General features: G+C 67.3%; 21 protein-coding genes. 8 read left to right on the plus strand and 13 right to left on the minus strand.

Going from position 1 to position 19,032, the window contains the following annotated elements; genetic code table 11:
* Positions 1–23: 23 nt before the first annotated feature.
* A complete protein-coding gene (gene ctaD / locus ACFUUZ_RS10435; protein WP_378694622.1) occupies positions 24–1,766 on the minus strand; it encodes a cytochrome c oxidase subunit I in 1,743 nt (580 codons plus the stop codon).
* A 143-nt stretch (positions 1,767–1,909) separates the two neighbouring features.
* On the opposite strand from ctaD, the gene ACFUUZ_RS10440 reads away from it, so the two are divergent.
* Positions 1,910–2,959 carry an ABC transporter substrate-binding protein gene (locus ACFUUZ_RS10440; protein ID WP_378694624.1) on the plus strand — a complete coding sequence of 350 codons (1,050 nt, stop codon included), beginning with the start codon at positions 1,910–1,912 and terminating at the stop codon, positions 2,957–2,959.
* A 13-nt stretch (positions 2,960–2,972) separates the two neighbouring features.
* Here ACFUUZ_RS10440 and nrdF read toward each other — a convergent pair whose 3' ends face one another.
* Both nrdF and ACFUUZ_RS10450 read right to left on the minus strand, forming a co-directional pair.
* Positions 2,973–3,935: a class 1b ribonucleoside-diphosphate reductase subunit beta gene (gene nrdF / locus ACFUUZ_RS10445; protein ID WP_378694626.1), complete on the minus strand. Its 963-nt coding sequence runs from the start codon at positions 3,933–3,935 to the stop codon at positions 2,973–2,975.
* A gap of 224 nt (positions 3,936–4,159) precedes the next feature.
* Complete coding sequence (locus tag ACFUUZ_RS10450; RefSeq protein WP_378694628.1) at positions 4,160–5,014, minus strand: dioxygenase; 855 nt, start codon at positions 5,012–5,014, stop codon at positions 4,160–4,162.
* A gap of 226 nt (positions 5,015–5,240) precedes the next feature.
* Between ACFUUZ_RS10450 and ACFUUZ_RS10455 the strand changes: the two genes are divergently transcribed.
* Both ACFUUZ_RS10455 and ACFUUZ_RS10460 read left to right on the plus strand, forming a co-directional pair.
* Positions 5,241–5,495, plus strand: a complete 255-nt coding sequence (locus ACFUUZ_RS10455) for a type II toxin-antitoxin system Phd/YefM family antitoxin (protein WP_378694630.1) — start codon at positions 5,241–5,243, stop codon at positions 5,493–5,495.
* Positions 5,488–5,916 carry a type II toxin-antitoxin system VapC family toxin gene (locus tag ACFUUZ_RS10460; RefSeq protein WP_378694632.1) on the plus strand — a complete coding sequence of 143 codons (429 nt, stop codon included), beginning with the start codon at positions 5,488–5,490 and terminating at the stop codon, positions 5,914–5,916. Before ACFUUZ_RS10455 ends, ACFUUZ_RS10460 begins: the two co-directional genes overlap by 8 nt.
* A 1-nt stretch (position 5,917) precedes the next feature.
* Here the strand turns inward: ACFUUZ_RS10460 and ACFUUZ_RS10465 are convergent, their stop codons facing one another.
* Complete coding sequence (locus ACFUUZ_RS10465; protein WP_378694634.1) at positions 5,918–6,313, minus strand: RidA family protein; 396 nt, start codon at positions 6,311–6,313, stop codon at positions 5,918–5,920.
* 53 nt (positions 6,314–6,366) lie between these two features.
* Here ACFUUZ_RS10465 and ACFUUZ_RS10470 point away from each other — a divergent pair, with 53 nt between their 5' ends.
* Positions 6,367–7,323 carry a helix-turn-helix transcriptional regulator gene (locus ACFUUZ_RS10470; protein ID WP_378694636.1) on the plus strand — a complete coding sequence of 319 codons (957 nt, stop codon included), beginning with the start codon at positions 6,367–6,369 and terminating at the stop codon, positions 7,321–7,323.
* Between the two features lie 13 nt (positions 7,324–7,336).
* Here the strand turns inward: ACFUUZ_RS10470 and ACFUUZ_RS10475 are convergent, their stop codons facing one another.
* From ACFUUZ_RS10475 to ACFUUZ_RS10485, 3 genes are all read right to left on the minus strand, one after another.
* Complete coding sequence (locus ACFUUZ_RS10475; protein ID WP_378694638.1) at positions 7,337–7,558, minus strand: hypothetical protein; 222 nt, start codon at positions 7,556–7,558, stop codon at positions 7,337–7,339.
* A 68-nt stretch (positions 7,559–7,626) separates the two neighbouring features.
* Entirely contained in the window at positions 7,627–7,767 is a 141-nt protein-coding gene (locus ACFUUZ_RS10480) for a hypothetical protein (protein ID WP_378694640.1), read from the minus strand.
* A gap of 66 nt (positions 7,768–7,833) precedes the next feature.
* On the minus strand, positions 7,834–8,829 hold the full coding sequence (locus tag ACFUUZ_RS10485; RefSeq protein WP_378694642.1) for an LLM class F420-dependent oxidoreductase: 996 nt from the start codon (positions 8,827–8,829) through the stop codon (positions 7,834–7,836).
* A gap of 228 nt (positions 8,830–9,057) precedes the next feature.
* Here ACFUUZ_RS10485 and sigK point away from each other — a divergent pair, with 228 nt between their 5' ends.
* A complete protein-coding gene (sigK, locus tag ACFUUZ_RS10490) occupies positions 9,058–9,651 on the plus strand; it encodes an ECF RNA polymerase sigma factor SigK (RefSeq protein ID WP_378694644.1) in 594 nt (197 codons plus the stop codon).
* A 375-nt stretch (positions 9,652–10,026) separates the two neighbouring features.
* Positions 10,027–11,397 carry a magnesium transporter gene (gene mgtE, locus ACFUUZ_RS10495; protein WP_378694646.1) on the plus strand — a complete coding sequence of 457 codons (1,371 nt, stop codon included), beginning with the start codon at positions 10,027–10,029 and terminating at the stop codon, positions 11,395–11,397.
* A gap of 620 nt (positions 11,398–12,017) precedes the next feature.
* Here the strand turns inward: mgtE and ACFUUZ_RS10500 are convergent.
* The 6 genes from ACFUUZ_RS10500 to ACFUUZ_RS10525 form a co-directional block, all read right to left on the minus strand.
* Positions 12,018–13,040 (minus strand): serine/threonine-protein kinase, encoded by a 1,023-nt coding sequence (locus ACFUUZ_RS10500; RefSeq protein WP_378694648.1) that lies wholly within the window; start codon positions 13,038–13,040, stop codon positions 12,018–12,020.
* A 62-nt stretch (positions 13,041–13,102) separates the two neighbouring features.
* Positions 13,103–13,591, minus strand: a complete 489-nt coding sequence (locus tag ACFUUZ_RS10505) for a hypothetical protein (protein ID WP_378694650.1) — start codon at positions 13,589–13,591, stop codon at positions 13,103–13,105.
* 57 nt (positions 13,592–13,648) lie between these two features.
* On the minus strand, positions 13,649–15,730 hold the full coding sequence (gene nrdE / locus ACFUUZ_RS10510) for a class 1b ribonucleoside-diphosphate reductase subunit alpha (RefSeq protein ID WP_378694652.1): 2,082 nt from the start codon (positions 15,728–15,730) through the stop codon (positions 13,649–13,651).
* Between the two features lie 5 nt (positions 15,731–15,735).
* Positions 15,736–16,242 carry a class Ib ribonucleoside-diphosphate reductase assembly flavoprotein NrdI gene (gene nrdI, locus ACFUUZ_RS10515; RefSeq protein ID WP_378694654.1) on the minus strand — a complete coding sequence of 169 codons (507 nt, stop codon included), beginning with the start codon at positions 16,240–16,242 and terminating at the stop codon, positions 15,736–15,738.
* A gap of 40 nt (positions 16,243–16,282) precedes the next feature.
* The gene (gene nrdH, locus ACFUUZ_RS10520; RefSeq protein WP_378694656.1) at positions 16,283–16,516 is read right to left on the minus strand and encodes a glutaredoxin-like protein NrdH; all 234 of its coding nucleotides are present in this window, start codon (positions 16,514–16,516) and stop codon (positions 16,283–16,285) included.
* A gap of 343 nt (positions 16,517–16,859) precedes the next feature.
* Positions 16,860–17,426 carry an NAD(P)H-dependent oxidoreductase gene (locus ACFUUZ_RS10525; protein ID WP_378694659.1) on the minus strand — a complete coding sequence of 189 codons (567 nt, stop codon included), beginning with the start codon at positions 17,424–17,426 and terminating at the stop codon, positions 16,860–16,862.
* Positions 17,427–17,519: 93 nt separating this feature from the next.
* On the opposite strand from ACFUUZ_RS10525, the gene ACFUUZ_RS10530 reads away from it, so the two are divergent.
* Both ACFUUZ_RS10530 and nadE read left to right on the plus strand, forming a co-directional pair.
* Complete coding sequence (locus ACFUUZ_RS10530) at positions 17,520–18,152, plus strand: TetR/AcrR family transcriptional regulator (protein WP_378694660.1); 633 nt, start codon at positions 17,520–17,522, stop codon at positions 18,150–18,152.
* An 8-nt stretch (positions 18,153–18,160) separates the two neighbouring features.
* Entirely contained in the window at positions 18,161–18,985 is an 825-nt protein-coding gene (nadE, locus tag ACFUUZ_RS10535) for an ammonia-dependent NAD(+) synthetase (RefSeq protein ID WP_378694662.1), read from the plus strand.
* Positions 18,986–19,032: the final 47 nt, after the last annotated feature.

Here is a 19,032-nt window from a genome sequence, read left to right on the forward strand (position 1 = left end):
GTGCACACTCGGGCATTGCGGGGTTACTTGGTGAGCTCGACCCGGTCGTCGGACTCGACGTGGTGCTTCGCCGTGCCCCAGCCCACGTGCGCCTCTTCCCGCATCCGGTCGATCATGTGCGGGTAGTGCAGCTCGAACGCGGGGCGCTCGGAGCGGATGCGCGGCAGCTCGTAGAAGTTGTGCCGCGGCGGCGGGCAGGTGGTCGCCCACTCCAGCGAGTTGCCGTAGCCCCACGGGTCGTCGACGGTGACCACCTCGCCGTACCGGTAGCTCTTGAAGACGTTCCACAGGAACGGCAGCATCGAGGCGCCGAGCACGAAGGCGCCGATGGTGGAGATGGTGTTCAGCGTGGTGAAGCCGTCGGTGGGCAGGTAGTCGGCGTAGCGCCGCGGCATGCCCTCGGCACCCAGCCAGTGCTGGACCAGGAAGGTGGTGTGGAAGCCGATGAAGGTGGCCCAGAAGTGCCACTTCGCCAGCCGCTCGTCCATCATCCGGCCGGTCATCTTCGGGAACCAGAAGTAGATGCCCGCGAAGGTGGCGAACACGATGGTGCCGAAGAGCACGTAGTGGAAGTGCGCGACCACGAAGTACGAGTCGGTGACGTGGAAGTCCAGCGGCGGGCTGGCCAGGATGACGCCGGAGAGGCCGCCGAAGAGGAAGGTCACCAGGAAGCCGAGGGAGAAGAGCATCGGCGACTCGAACGTCAGCTGGCCGCGCCACATGGTGCCGATCCAGTTGAAGAACTTCACGCCGGTCGGCACCGCGATGAGGAACGTCATGAAGGAGAAGAACGGCAGCAGCACCGCGCCGGTGGCGTACATGTGGTGCGCCCACACCGCGATGGAGAGCGCGGCGATGCCGAGCGTCGCGTACACCAGCGTGGTGTAGCCGAAGATCGGCTTGCGGGAGAAGACCGGGAAGATCTCGGACACGATCCCGAAGAACGGCAGCGCGATGATGTACACCTCGGGATGCCCGAAGAACCAGAACAGGTGCTGGTAGAGCAGGATGCCGCCGGTGGCCGGGTCGTAGATGTGCCCGCCCAGGTGCCGGTCGTACGCGAGGCCGAAGAGCGCGGCGGTGAGCAGCGGGAACGCGAGGATGACCAGCACCGAGGTGACGGCGATGTTCCAGGTGAAGATCGGCATCCGGAACATGGTCATGCCGGGCGCACGCAGGCAGACGACCGTGGTCAGCATGTTCACACCGCCGAGGATGGTGCCAAGGCCGGAGACGGCGAGGCCGAGGATCCACAGGTCGGTGCCGACGCCGGGCGAGTGCAGGATGTCGGTGAGCGGCACGTACGCCGTCCAGCCGAAGTCCGCCGCGCCGCCGGGGGTGATGAAGCCCGCGGTGCCCATGGTCGCGCCGAACGCGTACAGCCAGTAGCTGAAGGCGTTCAGCCGCGGGAAGGCGACGTCGGGGGCGCCGATCTGCAGCGGCAGCAGGATGTTCGCGAAGCCGAAGACGATGGCGGTCGCGTAGAAGAGCAGCATGATCGTGCCGTGCATGGTGAACAGCTGGTTGAACTGCTCCGGCGAGAGGAACTGCAGGCCGGGGCGGGCCAGCTCGCCGCGCATCAGCAGCGCCATCAGGCCACCGATGAGGAAGAAGCTCATCGAGGTGGTCAGGTACATGACACCGAGGACCTTGGGGTCCGTGGTGGTCACCATCTTGTAGAGGAACGACCCCTTCGGCCCGGTGCGGGCTGGATACGGCCGAGACGCTTCCACCTGTTTGACTGGCTGGGGCTCAACGGCAGTCACTGATCCTCCTCGTTCGCGTGCGCTCCCCAGATCGTAAACCTTGTGGCGGGGGCGGTCCGACTCCGGTCCTACTCTGTGTCGTATTTCCGTTCCGGCCCGGTGCGCGGGTGGGTACTACCCGCTCCGGCTGTACCCTCACCCGCATGCCGGTGAGCGCCCGCGTCCGCACCCGATTCCCGTCCGTCCGCCCCCTCGCGGTGTTCGCCGCGGCGGGGGCGCTGCTGCTCGCGGGGTGCGGGCAGCAGACCGACGACGCCTCCACCATCATCCGCACCACCACGAACATCGCGGGGGCGGGCGTGGTCGGGTTGGAGCGCGACACCACGAAGGCGTGCCCGCTGCCGAGCCGCCCCGACCAGGGCGCCGCGCAGGTCACGCACACCGGCGGGGTCACGACGGTGCCCGCCGACCCGCAGCGGATCGTGGTGCTCGGCACCCCCGCGCTGGACGCCGCCTGCGCGCTCGGGCTCTGGGAGCGGGTGGTCGGCGCGACCACGCTGAACGGCTCGGCGCCGCAGCCGGACTACCTCGGGTACGGGGTGAAGCGGATCCCCTCCGTCGGCCCGGACGGCGCGCCGGACCCGGCCCGGATCGCGGAGCTGGACCCGGACGTCATCGTGGGAACCGCGGGCCAGGGCGACTACGCCGCGCTCGCCGCCGTCGCGCCCACCGTGCTCGCGGGCACCGGCAGCGGCTGGGCGGCCGAGTTCACCGGCCTCGCCGCCGGGCTCGGCCGCACCGAGGCCGCCGAGGCCGCGCTCGCCGCCTACCGCGCCGACGCCGCCGCCACCGGCGCCGACCCGGCGGTCTCGGCTGCGCAGACCCAGGCCTCGGTGATCCGGTTCGGCGCGGACAGCATCACCGTGCAGGGCGCCGACAGCTTCGCGGGCGGCGTCCTCGCCGACATCGGCGTGCGCAGGCCGCAGGACCAGCGCGCCGCCTCCTTCACCGTCGCCCCCGACGAGCTGGACCGGGTCGAGGGCGACGTGATCTTCGTGCTCTTCGACGGCGAGGCGGGCACCGAGTACGGCGAGTCGGTCATGCGCTCGGCGGGCTGGAAGGAGCTGGGCGCCGCGAGCGACCAGCGGGTCTTCGCGGTGGAGGACTCGGTCTGGCACGGCAGCGGGGTGACCGCCGCGCGTGCCCTCGTGACCGACGTCCGGATGCACCTGAACGGCTACGTCGGCGGCTGACCGCCGACCGCGCTCAGAACTCCCAGTCCTCGTCCTCGGTGTTGACCGCCTTGCCGATCACGTAGGAGCTGCCGGAGCCGGAGAAGAAGTCGTGGTTCTCGTCGGCGTTCGGCGAGAGCGCGGAGAGGATCGCCGGGTTCACGTCGGTCTCGTCCTTCGGGAAGAGCCCCTCGTAGCCCAGGTTCATCAGCGCCTTGTTGGCGTTGTACCGGAGGAACTTCTTGACGTCCTCGGTGAGCCCGACCTCGTCGTACAGGTCCTGGGTGTACTCCGCCTCGTTCTCGTACAGCTCGAAGAGCAGCTCGAAGGTGTAGTTCTTGAGCTCGTCGCGCTCGGCCTGGGAGACCAGCTCCAGCCCCTTCTGGTACTTGTAGCCGATGTAGTAGCCGTGCACCGCCTCGTCCCGGATGATCAGCCGGATCATGTCGGCGGTGTTGGTCAGCTTGGCCCGCGAGGACCAGTGCATCGGCAGGTAGAAGCCGGAGTAGAAAAGGAAGCTCTCCAGCAGCGTGGAGGCCACCTTGCGCTTGAGCGGGTCGTCGCCGTTGTAGTACTCCAGCACGATCTCGGCCTTGCGCTGCAGGTTGCGGTTCTCCTCCGACCAGCGGAACGCCTCGTCGATCTCACGGGTCGAGCAGAGCGTGGAGAAGATCGAGCTGTAGCTCTTGGCGTGCACCGACTCCATGAAGGCGATATTGGTGAGCACCGCCTCCTCGTGCGGGGTCAGCGCGTCCGGGATCAGGCTCACCGCGCCGACCGTGCCCTGGATGGTGTCGAGCAGGGTGAGCCCGGTGAAGACCCGCATGGTGAGCTGCTTCTCGTCCGGGGTCAGCGTGGCCCAGGACGGGATGTCGTTGGAGACCGGCACCTTCTCCGGCAGCCAGAAGTTGCCGGTCAGCCGGTCCCAGACCTCGGCGTCCTTCTCGTCGGGCACCCGATTCCAGTTGATGGCCGACACCCGATCGATCAGTTTCATGCTGCTCCCGCACCTTTCCGGCTCCAGGCCGTACGCCGATACCCCTCTCCGGGAACACTACAGCTAGGGGGCAGAAACGCCCGAACCCACAAGGGATTGTGTCTGACCTGATCTTCGACGGTGCGCGTCGGCGCTGGTACGGGGCCGGTTCCCGCGCGGGTCCCGGCGCGTCGCGGAGCGCTGGGTTCGGGCCGGGAGTGGGCGGATGCCGGAGGGTTGCCCGATCAGCGGCCCTGCGGCCGCGCACCCGGCCGGGACTGCGTGTTCGCGGACTTCGCCGCGACCCCGACGGTGATCGCGACATCCATCCGGTCCGACGGCGACCCGTTCACCGTCGCGAGCTCGGCATCCCAGCCGTCGCCGAAGACATTGTCCGAGGCCAGGCTGACCCCGGACAGGTTCCCGGTGCTCCGCGCGTACCCGGAGTCGGCGGCGAAGACCTGCTCGCAGGCGTCCTGCGGGAGCGCGATCTGCGAGGTGAGCCGCGCGTTGTCGCCCGCGACGGCGACCTCGAGCGAGTCGTAGACCTCGAAGTGGATGTGCGGCCAGCGGCCGGCGTAGCAGGCGGGGAAGATCGAGGTGAAGGTGACGGTGCCGTCCGCGTCCGCGACCTGGACGCCGCGCAGGTAGTTCTGCTCGGCGACGCTCCGCCCGTACAGCGAGTACTCGCCGTCCCGGTCGCAGTGCCACACGTAGACGGCCATCCCGGTACCCGCCGCGCCGGAGTTCGCCAGGTCCCGCAGGGTGATCCGCAGCGTCATGGGCACGCCGTCGGCGGTGCCGGTGAGGCCGCCGAAGCTGGTGGTGATGTCGCTGCGCACCACGCCGGACTGCACGAGCACGTTCGGCCCGTTGGAGCCGTCGCCCGGGTACGGCCCCGCCGTCTCCTGCGGTGCGGCGGCGACGGAGGTGCTCGCCGTCGTGGTCGCGGAGGTCGCGGGCGTCACCTGGTCCGCGCCGGGCGCGCACCCGGCGGCCGCCAGCCCCGCCGCACCCGCCCCGAAGAAGAACAGCGCCCGCCGCCGCGACATGGTGCGCAGGTCGTGCGCCAATCCCAGATCGTGCTCGTGCTTGCCCATGCGCACCTCTTTCGTCGTTTCCGCTGGTCAGGAGCGACGGTAGGGGCCGGGACCGGCACCGGGCCGGCTGCGGGCTGGGAGAATCCTGTGTGTCGGTGGCTCCCGCTACAGTGCTCCCCGTCGACGCGGTCGCGTCGACTTGGGGAAATCAGGGGGATTCATGCTTCGACCGAGCACCGGCGGTAACGCGATAGCAACTGATAGCGCCTCTCGCTATCCTGATGACATGACCAGGACGATCAGCCAAGCCGAGCTCCGCAATGGAAGCGCGAGCATCATGGATGCACTCGAAGCAGGCGAGGACTTCGTCATCACTCGCAATGGGCAGCCGGTCGGCGAGCTGCGTCCCATCACCCGGCCGCGCGGCATGACCACCGTCGAGCTGCGACGGCGGCTCGCCAGGTTCGCGGGCCAGGCAAGCGGGGCCGAGGAGCGAGCGGAGATCGACGCCGTATTCGGCGAGGACCGCTTGGATGACTGAGCGGGGGACGAAGTTCCGCTATCCCGTCGGCCTGATCGACACGTGCGTGCTGATCGACCTGATCGATCTGCCGGACTTCGAAGGGGCAGACCTGCCGATCGAGTCGAGAATCAGCACGGTCACGCTGGCGGAACTGGGCATGGGGATAGCACTGGCACCCGACCCGACAGCACTGGCGATCCGAACCGAACGGCTCCTGGAGATCGAGCACGGCTTCGACGCGCTACCGTTCTCCGCCACCGCTGCCCGCCGATTCGCCTCATTGGCGAAACTGACAGTCGCAGCGGGGCGGAATCCGAAGCCGCGCCGAATGGACTTGATGATCGCCGCGATCGCCTCGTCGAACGATCTACCCCTGTTCACCCGCAACCCGGATGATTTCAAGGGCCTGGATCCGCTGCTGACCGTGGTCTCGGTGTAGCTCAGTCCACGGCGGTCCCCTCCAGCTCGACCAGCTGGCCGGGGACTGCCAGGCGGGTGACGCCGAGGAGGGTGGTGGCGGGGGCGATTCCGGCGGCGCCGAGGCGGGCGGCGAGGACGCCGTAGTGCTGGAAGAGCAGGTCGACGTCGGTGGTGTAGACATTCAGCCGGACCAGGTTCGGTAGCGCCATGTCGGCGGCGGCGAGGACGGCTTCGAGGTTGTCCAGGCTCAGGGTGAGCTGGGCGGCCATGTCGTCGGGGTGCTGGGGTTCGCCGTCGGCGTTCATGGCGGTCTGGCCGGAGCAGTAGAGGGTCCGGGTGGGGGCGGTGACCAGCTCGGCCTGGTGGAAGCCGAGCGCCAGGGACCAGGTGACGGGGTTGATCGCGGTTCGTTCCATGCGGATCAGCCTCACAGCGAATCACGACATCCTGTGTCGGGTATTTTCGAGCCGTGCGCGCCGACCGCCTCGTCTCGCTGGTCCTGCTGCTGCGCAGCCGCGGCCGGATGACCGCGCCCGCGCTGGCCCGCGAACTCGAGGTCTCCACCAGGACCGTGCTCCGCGATATCGAGGCGCTCTCCACCGCGGGCGTCCCGGTCTACGCCGAGCGTGGAAGGCACGGCGGGTTCGCGCTGCTCCCCGGCTTCCGGACCGAGCTCACCGGGCTCAACCACGAGGAGACACTGGCCCTGCTCACCTCCGGTGCAGGCGCGTTCGGGTTGGGCGCGGCGCTCGCGTCGGCGCTGCGGAAGGTGGCCGACGCACTGCCGGAGAACCACGCCGCCACCGCGAGCGATCAGGCCCGCCGCCTGCTGCACGAACCGGAGACAGACCTGCTCGAGCGCAGGCGCATCCGCGACGAGATCCCGGCGCGGGTCATGGCCGAGATCCGCCGCGCGGTGCTCGCCGGGCACCGGCTGCGCATTCACTACGCGGCGGCGGGCGCGGAACCCCGGTGGCGGACGGTGGACCCGATCGGCCTGGTCACGGCACGCGATCAGGGCTATCTGCTCGCGCTCAGAGCGGGGGAGGATCGCACCTACAAGCTGTCCAGGGTGACCGCCGCCGAAGCGCTCGACGAACCGGCGCAGCGCCCGGAAGGAATTGACCTGCACCAGCTCTGGCGCGAGCGTGCCGCCCGCTTCCGCGCCGGCGGCGATCGGCTGGCCGTGGTGGCCCGGGTACTCCCGTCCCGGCGCGCGGAGTTGGCGGAGACCGCGCTCACCGTCGATGGAGAACACCTCGACCAAGACGGTCTGCTCCGGCTCGGACTCGCCTTCCAGGACCGGCGGCACGCCGAATGGGCGTTCTGGCAGCTCGGCGCCGACGCGGAGGTCACCGCCCCGGACTCGCTGCGCGCCGCGCTCCACGAACGCGCCGCCGCCATGGCCGCTCGCTACCGGGAGTGACCCGAGCCCCGGTTCACCAGGTCGGCAGGGCGGTGCGCTCCCACGGGACGGCGTCCAGCCGCTGCCGGTCCCCTTCGAGCCAGTCCCAGATCAACTGCCCGACCTCGTCCGGATCGTCCAGGGTCGTCCTTAGGTATTCGCCGTCGGAGACGCCGTGCACCTCGAGCGGGTAATCGGCCTCGTCGTTGCGGTAGGTCTGGATGAACCCCGGTTCCGTGGGCCTGACCACCGTCATGAACGGCCCGCCTGCGGCGAACCGGAGCCGGGCCAGCCAGTAGCCCAGATGCTCTCACGTCAACATGGTCAACTCCCTGGCGTGAGGGCCACCTCGAGACTCAGGCGCTCGCCGTCGAGGACGTCGGTCAGCAACGCCGCCACTCCGGCGCGTTCCCGCTCGTCCTTCAGGTTGCCCACCCGGAAGAGCACATCGATGTTCACGGACACGACGCAGACGGTAGCGCGGGGCACCGACAGCGGTGGAGACGAAATCGCCTCCACCGCTTGCCCGAATCACGCCAGCGCGGGCAGCACTTCCTTCTCGAAGAGCTCGATCCCGCTGGTGTCGTACGCCGCCTCCGGGAAGTTGAAGATGGCGTAGCCGAGCCCGAGCGCCTCGACGCCGCGGAGCCGCTCGACGATCTGCTCGGGTGTACCGACCGCGGCCCCGCCTGCGGTCAGGTTCTGGACGTACCCGGCCCCCTTCTCCGCACCGAGCGCGGGCGCGAGCCGATCGCCGATCGCCTTCTTGCGCTCCTCCACCTCGGCTTCGGTCGTCCCGACCACCACATTGAAGTTCGCGCTGCGCACGATGGCGTCGTAGTCGGTGCCGACGTCGGCGCAGTGCCCGCGCAGGATCTCCGACTTGCGGGTGAACTCCTCCGGGTCGTTGCCCGCGAAATTCGTGTACTGCGCGTACTTGGCCGCGATCTTCAGCGTCTTCTTCTCCCCGCCGCCCGCGATCCAGAGCGGAATCCCGCCCTCCTGCAGCGGCTGCGGGTACACCCGGGCCCCATCCACCCGGTAGTACTTGCCGTCCAGGGTGGCGCTGCCGGTACTCCAGGCCTGGCGGAAGATCTGCACGCCCTCGTCCAGCCTGCCCAGCCGCTCACCGGCGGTGGGGAAGCCGTACCCGTAGGCGCGCCACTCGTGCTCGTACCAGCCGCCGCCGATGCCCATCTCGGTGCGGCCGCCGGAGATGGCGTCCACGGTGGCGGCGACCTTGGCCAGGTAGGCCGGGTTGCGGTAGCTGATCGCGGTACACATCTGGCCGAGCCGGATCCGCGAGGTGCTCGCCGCGAAGGCGGACATGAGCGTCCACGCCTCGTGGGTGGCCTCCTCGGTCGGCTCCGGCACGGTGTGGAAGTGGTCGTAGACCCACAGCGACTCCCAGACCGGGTTCGCGTCGGCGCGCGCGGCGAGATCCCGCATCACCCCCCACTGCGCGGCGGTGTCGATACCGACCAGGTCCAACCGCCACCCCTGCGGGACGAAGATTCCGAAGCGCACAGCACTCTCCTCGTATGTCGTCGCGTGCCGGGCGCACGCGCGCCCGTCCTCCACTCTGTCGAGCCTGCGCCGCGCGGGCAACGATTCGGCGCTCGGCGCGCGCAATTCCGATCACGGCCGAAACGGGGCGGAATCGGTCTACCGGTGCGGGAGTTTGCGGAGATTTTGCGGGGGCAGTCGGCGGGCATGCGGGTGTGCGGTGCGCCCGGGACGAAGGGAATAGCGGGAATGACGCGAGCGCACACGGCAGGGGCGACGATCGAGCGGGCGGAGCTGGACGAGCTGCTCGCGGGCGTCGCACACGGTGACCGGGTCGCCTTCACCGACTTCTACCGCGCCACCAGCGCCAGGGTCTACGGCCTCGCGCTGCGCGTGGTGCAGCACCGGGCCGCCGCGGAGGAGATCACCCAGGAGGTGTACCTGCAGGTCTGGCAGACGGCGGCGCGGTACGACGCGAGCATGTCGACGCCGACCGGCTGGCTGCTCATGCTCACCCACCGCCGCGCGGTCGACCGGGTGCGCCGGGAGTCCGCGGCCGCCGCGCGCGACCTGGTCTTCGGCCACGCGCACCGCCCGGTCGACCACGACGTGGTCGCCGAATCGGTCACCCGTCGACTCGAGGCGGGCTCGGTCGTCGACGGCATGCGGGTGCTCACGCCCGTGCAGCGCGAGGCCATCACGCTCGCCTACTACGGCGGCCGCAGCTACACCGAGGTCGCCGACCACCTCGGCATCCCGCTCTCCACGGTGAAGAGCCGCATCCGGGACGGGCTGCGCAGGCTGCGCACGGCGGTCACCGACACCGTGGTCGCCGCAGGCTGAACGGCCGCACCGCCCCCGGCGGAGTCCGGTGCCGGAGTGGGTCGCCGCCCACCCCACCTGCCCGGATGTCGAAGCGCCGCGCGCGATATGAGCGCCGTCACCGGGCCTGCGCCACGAGGTGAATTCCGCGGCGCGGCGGTGTACTCTCGCCCACGTCGATTCCCGCGGTGGCATTCTCGCCCCGCACCCCGAACGAGGAGGTGGGTTGCCATGCGCAGTGAACCTCCCAGTCGAAGGCCGCGCGGCGCCGCCCCTTCGCTCTGATCATCGATCCCCCGGCACTTTCCGGCCGGGTGCGCGCGTGGGGTAGCGCCTCGCGGTGTGACGCAGTCGTAGACCTCGTTCACCCGTTGCCTCGTGCCGAGGGGATCACCCATGTCGCAAACCGACGTCATCGAAGTACGCCCGGCGCTCTCGCTGCCGGACACCGTGCAGGAACTCGTGGAGACGCGCCGCGCCGACGCCGCGCTGGACTGGCTCGGCAACCACTCGCCGCACGCCATCGCCGACCAGCTCGCCCGGATGGACGCCGTGCGCGCGGGCATGGCCTTCCGGCTGCTGGACAAGGATCTCGCGCTCGCCGTCTTCGAGGAGCTCGAGCCGGTGGACCAGCAGCAGATCCTGGAAGGCTTGCGGGACAAGAGCTTCCGCGACCTGATCGAGAACATGGCACCGGACGACCGGGCCCGCATGCTGCGCGAGGCGCCCGCGACCGTCGCCAAGAAGGTCCTCGCTGGGCTCAGCCCGCGCGAACGCCGGATGACCGCGGGGCTGCTCGGCTACCCGGAGGGCTCGGTCGGGCTCTACATGACCCCCGAGGTCGTCGCGCTCCCGCGCGACCTCACCGTCGCCGCCGCGCTGCAGACCGTGCGCGCCAAGGGCGGCCGCGCCGAGACCGTCTACACCCTGCCGGTCGTCGACACCGGCCGCAGGCTCACCGGCATCGTCGAGCTGCGCGAACTGGTGCTCAGCGGCCCCGACGAGCTCGTCGCCGACCTGGTGCGCACCGAACCCGCCTTCGTCCGCGCCACCGACTCCGCCGAGCGCGCCGCCCGCGTCATGCGCGAGACCAACGTCCTCGACCTGCCGGTGGTGGACAGCGAGGACCGGCTGGTCGGGCTGCTCACCATCGACGACGCGGTCGAGGTGATCGAGGCCGCGGACAGCGAGGACGTCGCCAAGCAGGCGGGCTCCGCGCCGTGGGCCGGGCACTACATGGCGGCCGGGGTCTTCCAACTGGCCCGCTACCGGGCGCTCTGGCTGTTGCTCCTGCTGGTCGCCGCCACCCTCACGGTGAGCGTCACCGACTTCTTCGAGGGCACGCTGGAACAGGCGGCGCAGCTCGCGCTGTTCATCCCGCTGCTCATCGGGGCGGGCGGGAACGCGGGCGCCCAGGCGGCGACGGCGTGCGTGCGCGCGGTCGCCGTCGGCGAGGTGCGCGGGAGCGACCTGTTCCGGGTGATCTGGCGGGAGTGCCGGGTCGGATTCGTGCTCGGCAGCATGCTCGCCGTCGCCGGAACGGTGATCGGCGGGTTCTTCGTCGGTCCGAAGGTGGCTGTCGTCGTCGGGCTCACCCTGGTGATGATCTGCGCCTGGGCCGCGACCATCGGAGGGACCATGCCGTTGCTCGCCAAGCGGCTGCGGATCGACCCGGCGGTCGTCTCCGCGCCCATGGTGACGACGCTGGTCGATGCCACCGGCCTGATCCTTTACTTCACCATCGCCAAGTTGGTGCTAGGGATCTGAGGTCCATCATGAGGGTCGAGCTGCCGTTCTAGACCCTACGATCAGCGTATAGTGCCAGTCGCCAACTGACAGAGCACTTTCAACCGGTCCCTGCTTGGAGCAGTCGGGGCTACATTACAGCGACCTGCTTCCCTAGGACTGCCCCCTGTCGAAAGCTTGTTCGATAGGGGGCGGTCTTGTGGTGTATCCTCACGTCGAGGTGTACAACCTGCAGAATTTGCGCCTCGATGCGTATGCACGCACAGGAAGGAGCCGCTGGTGACTGACATATCACCCGAGGGCAACCTCTTGATGCTGTGCATCAGCCAACTGCCGGGTCGATGCTTACCACGGCATATTTGGGCTGCCGAAGTACTTCTTGAGCAATTATGGAATAGCGCAGACCTGCGCCAGTCTCATAGATCAGACTGGCATGGAACGCTGTCAGCCCTAGTCGATGATCATGGCGTAAAGACACGGCGCGTTCGTAACGAAATATGGAAACTAGCATTCACCGGAGCGCTAGTTCCCGAAGGAAGCGGCCTCTCAGCGATTTTCAAAGTCGAAGAGAGCAGTCATACGGAATTCGTTACCAGCAACTTCCCTTCCGATTTTGTTAACGCAGTCGATTTTGCCGTCACTCAGTTAACTGCAAGGTTATTCGCTATTTCGAACACTCCCGGCACCTGATCATCCTGTAGGCCAGGAACCGAAATACTCGACCCGTAACGACGCCAGGCCGTGTTTGTCTTCTTCTGGATCGATAGCTTGACACCTCCTTTTCGAGTATTCTCCGCCGTTACTCGAACCCACTTGCGCCGATCACGAAGAAAGGGCGCCTCCCATGTACCCGAATTCTTCTGGATCCAATTTGCGATCTCGACTTGGGCGATTGCCGTATCCATTTCCCGCGCAGTTTTATATCGCCGATCCGGACTGACATTCATTGACTTCTCAATCACTTGACGAAGTCGTTTACAGACCCAGAAAGGGATTACCCGATCCTCCGGACGAAGGGGGATCCTTCCGGCACTGAGAGCATCTACAACATGCGTTTTCGAATAAGAACCGTAGTCAAATTTCCCAATCAGAAGCTCCAAAAGAACAACACCCAAAGAATAGATATCAGACGCCCTCGTGAGACCTGTCGAACCGAATAATTCTGGCGGCGAGTAGAGTTGTGGGGCATTTACGCCAGGCGCATACCCTTCAGCATTCATACGGCCAGCGAGGCCCAGATCGCCCAGCTTGACAACGTCCACATCATCGCTTAGAAATATATTCGGACTTTTTATGTCTCGATGCAAAATACCATGGCGCTCGTGCATCTCAGCCAATCCGCGGAGAGACCGTCTAACAATATTCAAAGATTCGTGCGGGGTGAATCGCACTCCCCGCTCAAGCGCGTCGGTCAAGCTACCCTTTTCAAAATAGGGCATGATGACTTCAACTACCCGCATCGGGGGCGGGTAGCATCTTATCTCGGCGACCGCCCGGACGTTGACGACATTTGGATGATTAATCAGCTCCATGACGTGCGGCTCAACCAGGTCGGCATCGTCTTCAATTTCAGATAGGTCAACTCTCTTGCCGACAAGGAAGTTGTTTAGATTTGGATCCCAGTAGGCTCTGACTTCCCGAAATTGAGAATCCAAAGTTTGCATGCACTCATAGTTCAGAGTAAGAAGGATATCTTGCTTTTCCAATTTGTTTTCACCAAGCAGTTTCAGACGATTGCACTAGTGAAAGAATGGGCAACCGCAGCAGCGAAGGCCGCCGCACGACCCGCATTCCAGTATTCTGGCTTACTAGAAAATGACACTACCGCCGGATCGAGGCCATTTAGCGAATCTGGACGCAAGCCTACCGCTGAGCCGATTGCATCGGTCTTAATTTCGAGGCAGTCTACCCCCTGCTGGGCACTTGTGACCATTAGTATGGTAATTATCGAAGCCCGTTCGAAAGCCTCAGCATACTTCCATTGATTAAATTTCCTAGTTCCAACGACGATCATCACATCTGGCGAGATAGTCCGAATATCCTGAGTGATCCTTGAGAATGTGTCGTTCAGGCGGTCAGCACCGGTTAGCCCGGCGGACGGCCGGAATCGACTCGGCACACCCCGGATCGCCACGGGGTTAACGTCGGGCCTTGAGTTATCGACAGCACCGTAGTACACAATTCCTGAATTAACCGCAACGCCCAAAATCTTCACTTTGAACTTCCCGGGTGTTTAGAAGTGAACGAACCTGAAGCGACTCGATAGGCCGGACTACAGCATGCAGCTGACGCAGCCCTCGACCTCGGTCCCCTCCAGCGCCATCTGCCGCAGGCGGATGTAGTAGAGCGTCTTGATCCCCTTGCGCCAGGCGTAGATCTGCGCCTTGTTCAGGTCGCGCGTGTTGGCGGTGTCCTTGAAGAAGAGGGTCAGGGAGAGGCCCTGGTCCACGTGCTGGGTGGCGGCGGCGTAGGTGTCGACGATCTTCTCGTAGCCGATTTCGTAGGCGTCCTGGTAGTACTCGAGGTTGTCGTTGTCCATGTAGGGCGCCGGGTAGTAGACGCGGCCGATCTTGCCTTCCTTGCGGATCTCGATCTTCGACGCCACCGGGTGGATCGAGCTGGTGGAGTGGTTGATGTAGGAGATCGAGCCGGTGGGCGGGACGGCCTGCAGGTTCTGGTTGTAGATGCCGTGCTCCATGACGGAGGCCTTCAGCTCCAGCCAGTCCTGCTGGGTGGGGATGTGCACCCCGGCGTCGGCGAAGAGTTGGCGGACGCGCTCGGTCTCCGGCTCCCAGGCGCGGTCGGTGTACTTGTCGAAGTACTCGCCGCTGGCGTACTTGGACTCCGGGAAGCCGCCGAAGGTGGAGCCGCGCTCGATGGCGATCCGGTTCGAGGCGCGCAGGGCGTGGAACACCACGGTGTAGAAGTAGATGTTGGTGAAGTCGATGCCCTCGGGCGAGCCGTAGTGGATGTGCTCGCGGGCCAGGTAGCCGTGCAGGTTCATCTGGCCGAGGCCGATGGCGTGCGAGGCGTTGTTGCCCTGCTCGATGGAGGGCACCGAGTAGATGTGGGTCTGGTCGGAGACGGCGGTGAGCGCGCGGATCGAGACCTCGATGGTGCGCGCGAAGTCCGGCGAGTCCATGGTCTTGGCGATGTTCAGCGAGCCGAGGTTGCAGGAGATGTCCTTGCCGACGTGGTCGTAGGACAGGTCGTCGTTGTAGGTCGACGGAGTCGAGACCTGCAGGATCTCCGAGCACAGGTTGGAGTGCGTGATCTTGCCCGCGATCGGGTTGGCCCGGTTCACGGTGTCCTCGTACATGATGTACGGGTAGCCGGACTCGAACTGCAGCTCGGCGATGGTCTGGAAGAACTCGCGGGCCCGGATCTTGGACTTGCGGATCCGCTTGTCGTCGACCATCTCGTAGTACTTCTCGGTAATGTTCACGTCGGCGAACGGCTTGCCGTAGATGCGCTCGACGTCGTACGGCGAGAAGAGGTACATGTCCTCGTTGTTCTTCGCCAGCTCGAAGGTGATGTCGGGGATCACCACGCCGAGCGAGAGCGTCTTGATCCGGATCTTCTCGTCCGCGTTCTCCCGCTTGGTGTCCAGGAAGCGGTAGATGTCCGGGTGGTGCGCGTGCAGGTAGACCGCGCCCGCGCCCTGCCGCGCGCCGAGCTGGTTGGCGTAGGAGAACGAGTCCTCCAGCAGCTTCATGATCGGGATGACGCCGGAGCTCTGGTTCTCGATCTTCTTGATCGGCGCGCCGTGCTCGCGGATATTGCTGAGCAGCAGCGCCACCCCGCCGCCGCGCTTGGAGAGCTGCAGCGCGGAGTTGATCGAGCGCCCGATGGACTCCATGTTGTCCTCGATGCGCAGCAGGAAGCAGCTCACCGGCTCGCCGCGCTGCTTCTTGCCCGAGTTCAGGAAGGTCGGGGTGGCAGGCTGGAAGCGGCCGGTGATGATCTCCTCGACCAGCTCGACGGCCTGCTGCTCGTCGCCGTCGGCGAGGGTGAGCGCGACCATGCAGACCCGGTCCTCGAAGCGCTCCAGGTAGCGCTTCCCGTCGAAGGTCTTGAGCGTGTACGAGGTGTAGTACTTGAACGCGCCGAGGAAGGTCGGGAACCGGAACTTCTTCGCGTAGGCCTGCTCGAAGAGCGACTTCACGAAGGGGCGGCTGTACTTCTCCAGCACCTCCGCCTCGTAGTAGTTCTCCTCGACCAGGTAGTCGAGCTTCTCGTCGAGGTTGTGGAAGAAGACGGTGTTCTGGTTGACGTGCTGCAGGAAGTACTGCCGCGCGGCCTCCCGGTCGCGGTCGAACTGGATGCGTCCGTCCGCGCCGTAGAGGTTCAGCATCGCGTTCAGGGCGTGGTAGTCGAGGCCCTCTCCGGAGTCTCCGCCGCGGACCGGGGGCTGCTCCAGGCGGGCTGACTTTCCGGCCGGTGCTGTCGTTGCTGTTGCCAAAACAATCCCAATCCCTCGCGGACGCGGACGACGTCCTCTGCGGTTCCCATCAATTCGAAGCGGTAGAGGTAGGGGACCCCGCATTTACGCGAGATCACCTCGCCCGCAAAGCAAAACGTCTCGCCGAAGTTGGTGTTGCCCGCGGCGACGACCCCGCGCAGCAGGGCGCGGTTGTGCGGATCGTTGAGGAACTGCGCCACCTGGCGCGGCACGAATTCCTTGTCGGAGCGGCGGCCGTCCAGGTGCTTCCCGCCGCCGTAGGTGGGGCAGATCAGCACGTACGGCTCGTCCACGCGCAGCTTCTCCGCGAGGTGCAGCGGGATGCGCCGGGCGGGCAGCGCCAGCTTGACCACGAATCGGTGGGTGTTCTCCGAGGCGCTGGAGAAGTAGACCAGTCCTGTCACGACACCCTCCTGGAAAACGGGCCGGGGACGGCCCTGCGGCTCAGGCCGCGACGGTGGCGAGCGCCTTGATCCGGTCCGGCCGGAAGCCGGACCAGTGCTCCTCACCCGCCACGACGACGGGCGCCTGCAGGTAGCCGAGCGCCATCACGAAATCGCGGGCGTCGTCGTTCTGCGAGATGTCGACGACGCTGTACTCCACCCCGGCCTTGTCGAGCGCCTTGTAGGTGGCATTGCACTGGACGCAAGCAGGCTTGGTGTACACGGTGATGGTCATCTGATGTCCCTCTCGTCCAAGGCTGGCGAATCCCTGCGCAAACTGCGAATACCGGGGCTCACAGCAGCTGTGACGGGCGGGCCGTTGGTGCGTGAGTTCGGTAGGGCAGACACTACACCTAGTGGCCGACAGATCCGAGCAGCACTAGACCTGGTGAGTTGCATCCGTGGAATTAACTCCCAGGACACGCCGAGGACGCCCACTAAAACCTGTGATCCAGATCACAAAACACGCCATCGGCAGCACCTCAGCAAACTCGCGCCCCGCCCGTATCGCCAGTCACAGCGGACACAGCGCGGCGCCCCGCCCACCGGGGGTGGACGGGGCGCGGGGCGGAGCGGAATCAGGCGTCGACGCGCTGCCCCGCGGCGGCCACCAGCTCGTGCAGGGTGGCGCCGAGCTGGGTCAGCGCCTCGGCGTCCTCGCGCGGGTGCGCGGCGCCGAAGCGCTCACCGATCCCGCCGAAGTGCGCGTGCGCGGACTCGACCACGGCGCCGCCCGCGACGCCGACCGCCTTGACGGTGTCACCGTGCGCCCACTGCGCGGCGTTGCCGCTGATCGAGGCGCTCACGACGGCGACCGGCTTGTCCTTGACGGCGCCGGTGCCGTACGGGCGGGAGGCCCAGTCGATGGCGTTCTTGAGCACGGCGGTGATGGTGCCGTTGTACTCGGGGGTCACCAGCAGCAGCGCGTCGGCCTCGGCGACGGCGTCGCGCAGCTTCTGCGCGGCGGCGGGCACCGAACCCGGGACGTCGATGTCCTCGTTGTAGAACGGGATCTCGCCGAGCCCCTCGTACAGCGACACCGAGACACCCTCGGGAGCGGTCTGCACCGCGGCCTCGGCGAGCTGCCGGTTGACCGAGGCGGCGCGCAGGCTGCCGACGAGGACGAGAACGCGGGTCTGGCTCATGACGACTCCTGATGTTCTGGGATAGATTCCGTCTGTCCGCAGTAGTAACCGGACCGCGGTCCGATTACTTCCCGCCGAACCGGAGCCTGCCCTGTGAGCTACGACACACCGAAGGAGCGGGCGCCGCTGCCGCTGCTCGGCGCGGTGCCCGAGGTTCCGGTCGAGCGGGCGGACGCCGCGCGCAACCGCAGGGTGCTGCTCGACACCGCGCAGCGGCTGGTGCGCGACGAGGGCGTGCGCAACCTGACCATGGACGAGCTGGCCCGCCGCGCCGGAGTCGGCAAGGGCACCGTGTTCCGCCGCTTCGGCAACCGCTCCGGGCTGCTGATCGCGCTGCTCGACCACTCCGAGCAGAAGTTCCAGGGCGCGTTCCTCTTCGGCCCGCCGCCGCTGGGGCCGGGGGCGCCGCCGGTACAGCGGCTGGTCGCCTTCGGCCGGGCCCGGCTGCTCGACATCGAGGTGGAGGGCGAGCTGCACCGCGCCGCCGAGCTGGGCGCGGCCGAGCAGCGCTACCGCAACCCGCCCTACAACGTGAGCCGGGTGCACGTCAGCACGCTGCTGCGGCAGGCGGGCGCGCCGGGCGACCCGCGGCTGCTCGCCGACGCGCTGCTCGCCTCGCTCGGCGCGGCGCTGGTCATGCATCAGCTGCACGACCTCGGGTACACCCGCGATGAGATCGCGGACAACTGGGAGACGCTCGCCCGGCGGGTGAGCGGGCCGGAATGAGGGGCGACATGGCAGGGCTGCGCGAACGGATCATCGCCGAGCTCGGGGTTCGGTCCGAGATCGACCCGGAGGCGGAGATCCGCAGGCGGGTCGACTTTCTGAAGGACTACCTGAAGGCGACGCCCGCGAAGGGGTACGTGCTCGGCATCAGCGGCGGACAGGACAGCACGCTCGCCGGGCGGCTGGCCGCGCTGGCCGCGGCGGAGCTGCGCGCGGAGGGCGTCGAGGCGGCGTTCGTCGCGGTGCGGCTGCCGTACGGGGTGCAGGCGGACGAGGCGGATGCGAAGATCGCGCTCGACTTCATCCGGCCGGACCGCTCGGTGCTGGTGAACGTGCGACCGGGGGTGGACGCGCTCGGCGCCGAGACCGCGGCCGGGCTCGGCGTGGACGGGCTGCGCGACTTCGTGCGCGGCAACGTCAAGGCGCGGGAGCGGATGGTGATCCAGTACGCGATCGCCGGGCAGGAGAACCTGCTGGTCATCGGCACCGACCACGCGGCGGAGGCGATCACCGGGTTCTTCACCAAGTACGGCGACGGCGGCGCGGACGTCACGCCGCTGACCGGGCTCACCAAGCGGCAGGGGGCGGCGCTGCTGCGCGCGCTCGGCGCGCCGGAGAGCACCTGGTCCAAGGTGCCGACCGCCGACCTGGAGGACGACCGGCCCGCGCTGCCCGACGAGGAGGCGCTCGGGGTCCGCTACAGCGAGATCGACGACTACCTGGAGGGTGCGGAGGTGACCGATGCGGTCGCCGAGCGGCTGGAGTCGCTGTTCACCGCGACCAGGCACAAGCGGAATCTGCCGGTGGCGCCGCTGGACACCTGGTGGCGGTAAACGGGTCGGCCGCTAGCGGGGTCTACCGGTAGCGCGGTCTACCGGTA

The organism is Nocardia sp. NPDC057353 (assembly GCF_042667085.1).
In the GTDB taxonomy this organism is placed as follows: Bacteria; Actinomycetota; Actinomycetes; order Mycobacteriales; family Mycobacteriaceae; genus Nocardia.

Bases quoted from the DNA above. Each gene is read 5' to 3' on its own strand.
- ACFUUZ_RS10450 (WP_378694628.1), bottom strand. From the start codon at position 5,014: ATGGGCAAGCACGAGCACGATCTGGGATTGGCGCACGACCTGCGCACC.
- ACFUUZ_RS10475 (WP_378694638.1), bottom strand. From the start codon at position 7,558: ATGACGGTGGTCAGGCCCACGGAACCGGGGTTCATCCAGACCTACCGC.
- ACFUUZ_RS10465 (WP_378694634.1), bottom strand. From the start codon at position 6,313: ATGGAACGAACCGCGATCAACCCCGTCACCTGGTCCCTGGCGCTCGGC.
- ACFUUZ_RS10525 (WP_378694659.1), bottom strand. From the start codon at position 17,426: ATGAGCCAGACCCGCGTTCTCGTCCTCGTCGGCAGCCTGCGCGCCGCC.
- nrdF (WP_378694626.1), bottom strand. From the start codon at position 3,935: ATGAAACTGATCGATCGGGTGTCGGCCATCAACTGGAATCGGGTGCCC.
- ACFUUZ_RS10440 (WP_378694624.1), top strand. From the start codon at position 1,910: ATGCCGGTGAGCGCCCGCGTCCGCACCCGATTCCCGTCCGTCCGCCCC.
- ACFUUZ_RS10460 (WP_378694632.1), top strand. From the start codon at position 5,488: ATGACTGAGCGGGGGACGAAGTTCCGCTATCCCGTCGGCCTGATCGAC.
- sigK (WP_378694644.1), top strand. From the start codon at position 9,058: ATGACGCGAGCGCACACGGCAGGGGCGACGATCGAGCGGGCGGAGCTG.
- nrdE (WP_378694652.1), bottom strand. From the start codon at position 15,730: ATGCTGAACCTCTACGGCGCGGACGGACGCATCCAGTTCGACCGCGAC.
- ACFUUZ_RS10500 (WP_378694648.1), bottom strand. From the start codon at position 13,040: ATGCAAACTTTGGATTCTCAATTTCGGGAAGTCAGAGCCTACTGGGAT.
- ACFUUZ_RS10455 (WP_378694630.1), top strand. From the start codon at position 5,241: ATGACCAGGACGATCAGCCAAGCCGAGCTCCGCAATGGAAGCGCGAGC.
- nrdH (WP_378694656.1), bottom strand. From the start codon at position 16,516: ATGACCATCACCGTGTACACCAAGCCTGCTTGCGTCCAGTGCAATGCC.
- nadE (WP_378694662.1), top strand. From the start codon at position 18,161: ATGGCAGGGCTGCGCGAACGGATCATCGCCGAGCTCGGGGTTCGGTCC.
- mgtE (WP_378694646.1), top strand. From the start codon at position 10,027: ATGTCGCAAACCGACGTCATCGAAGTACGCCCGGCGCTCTCGCTGCCG.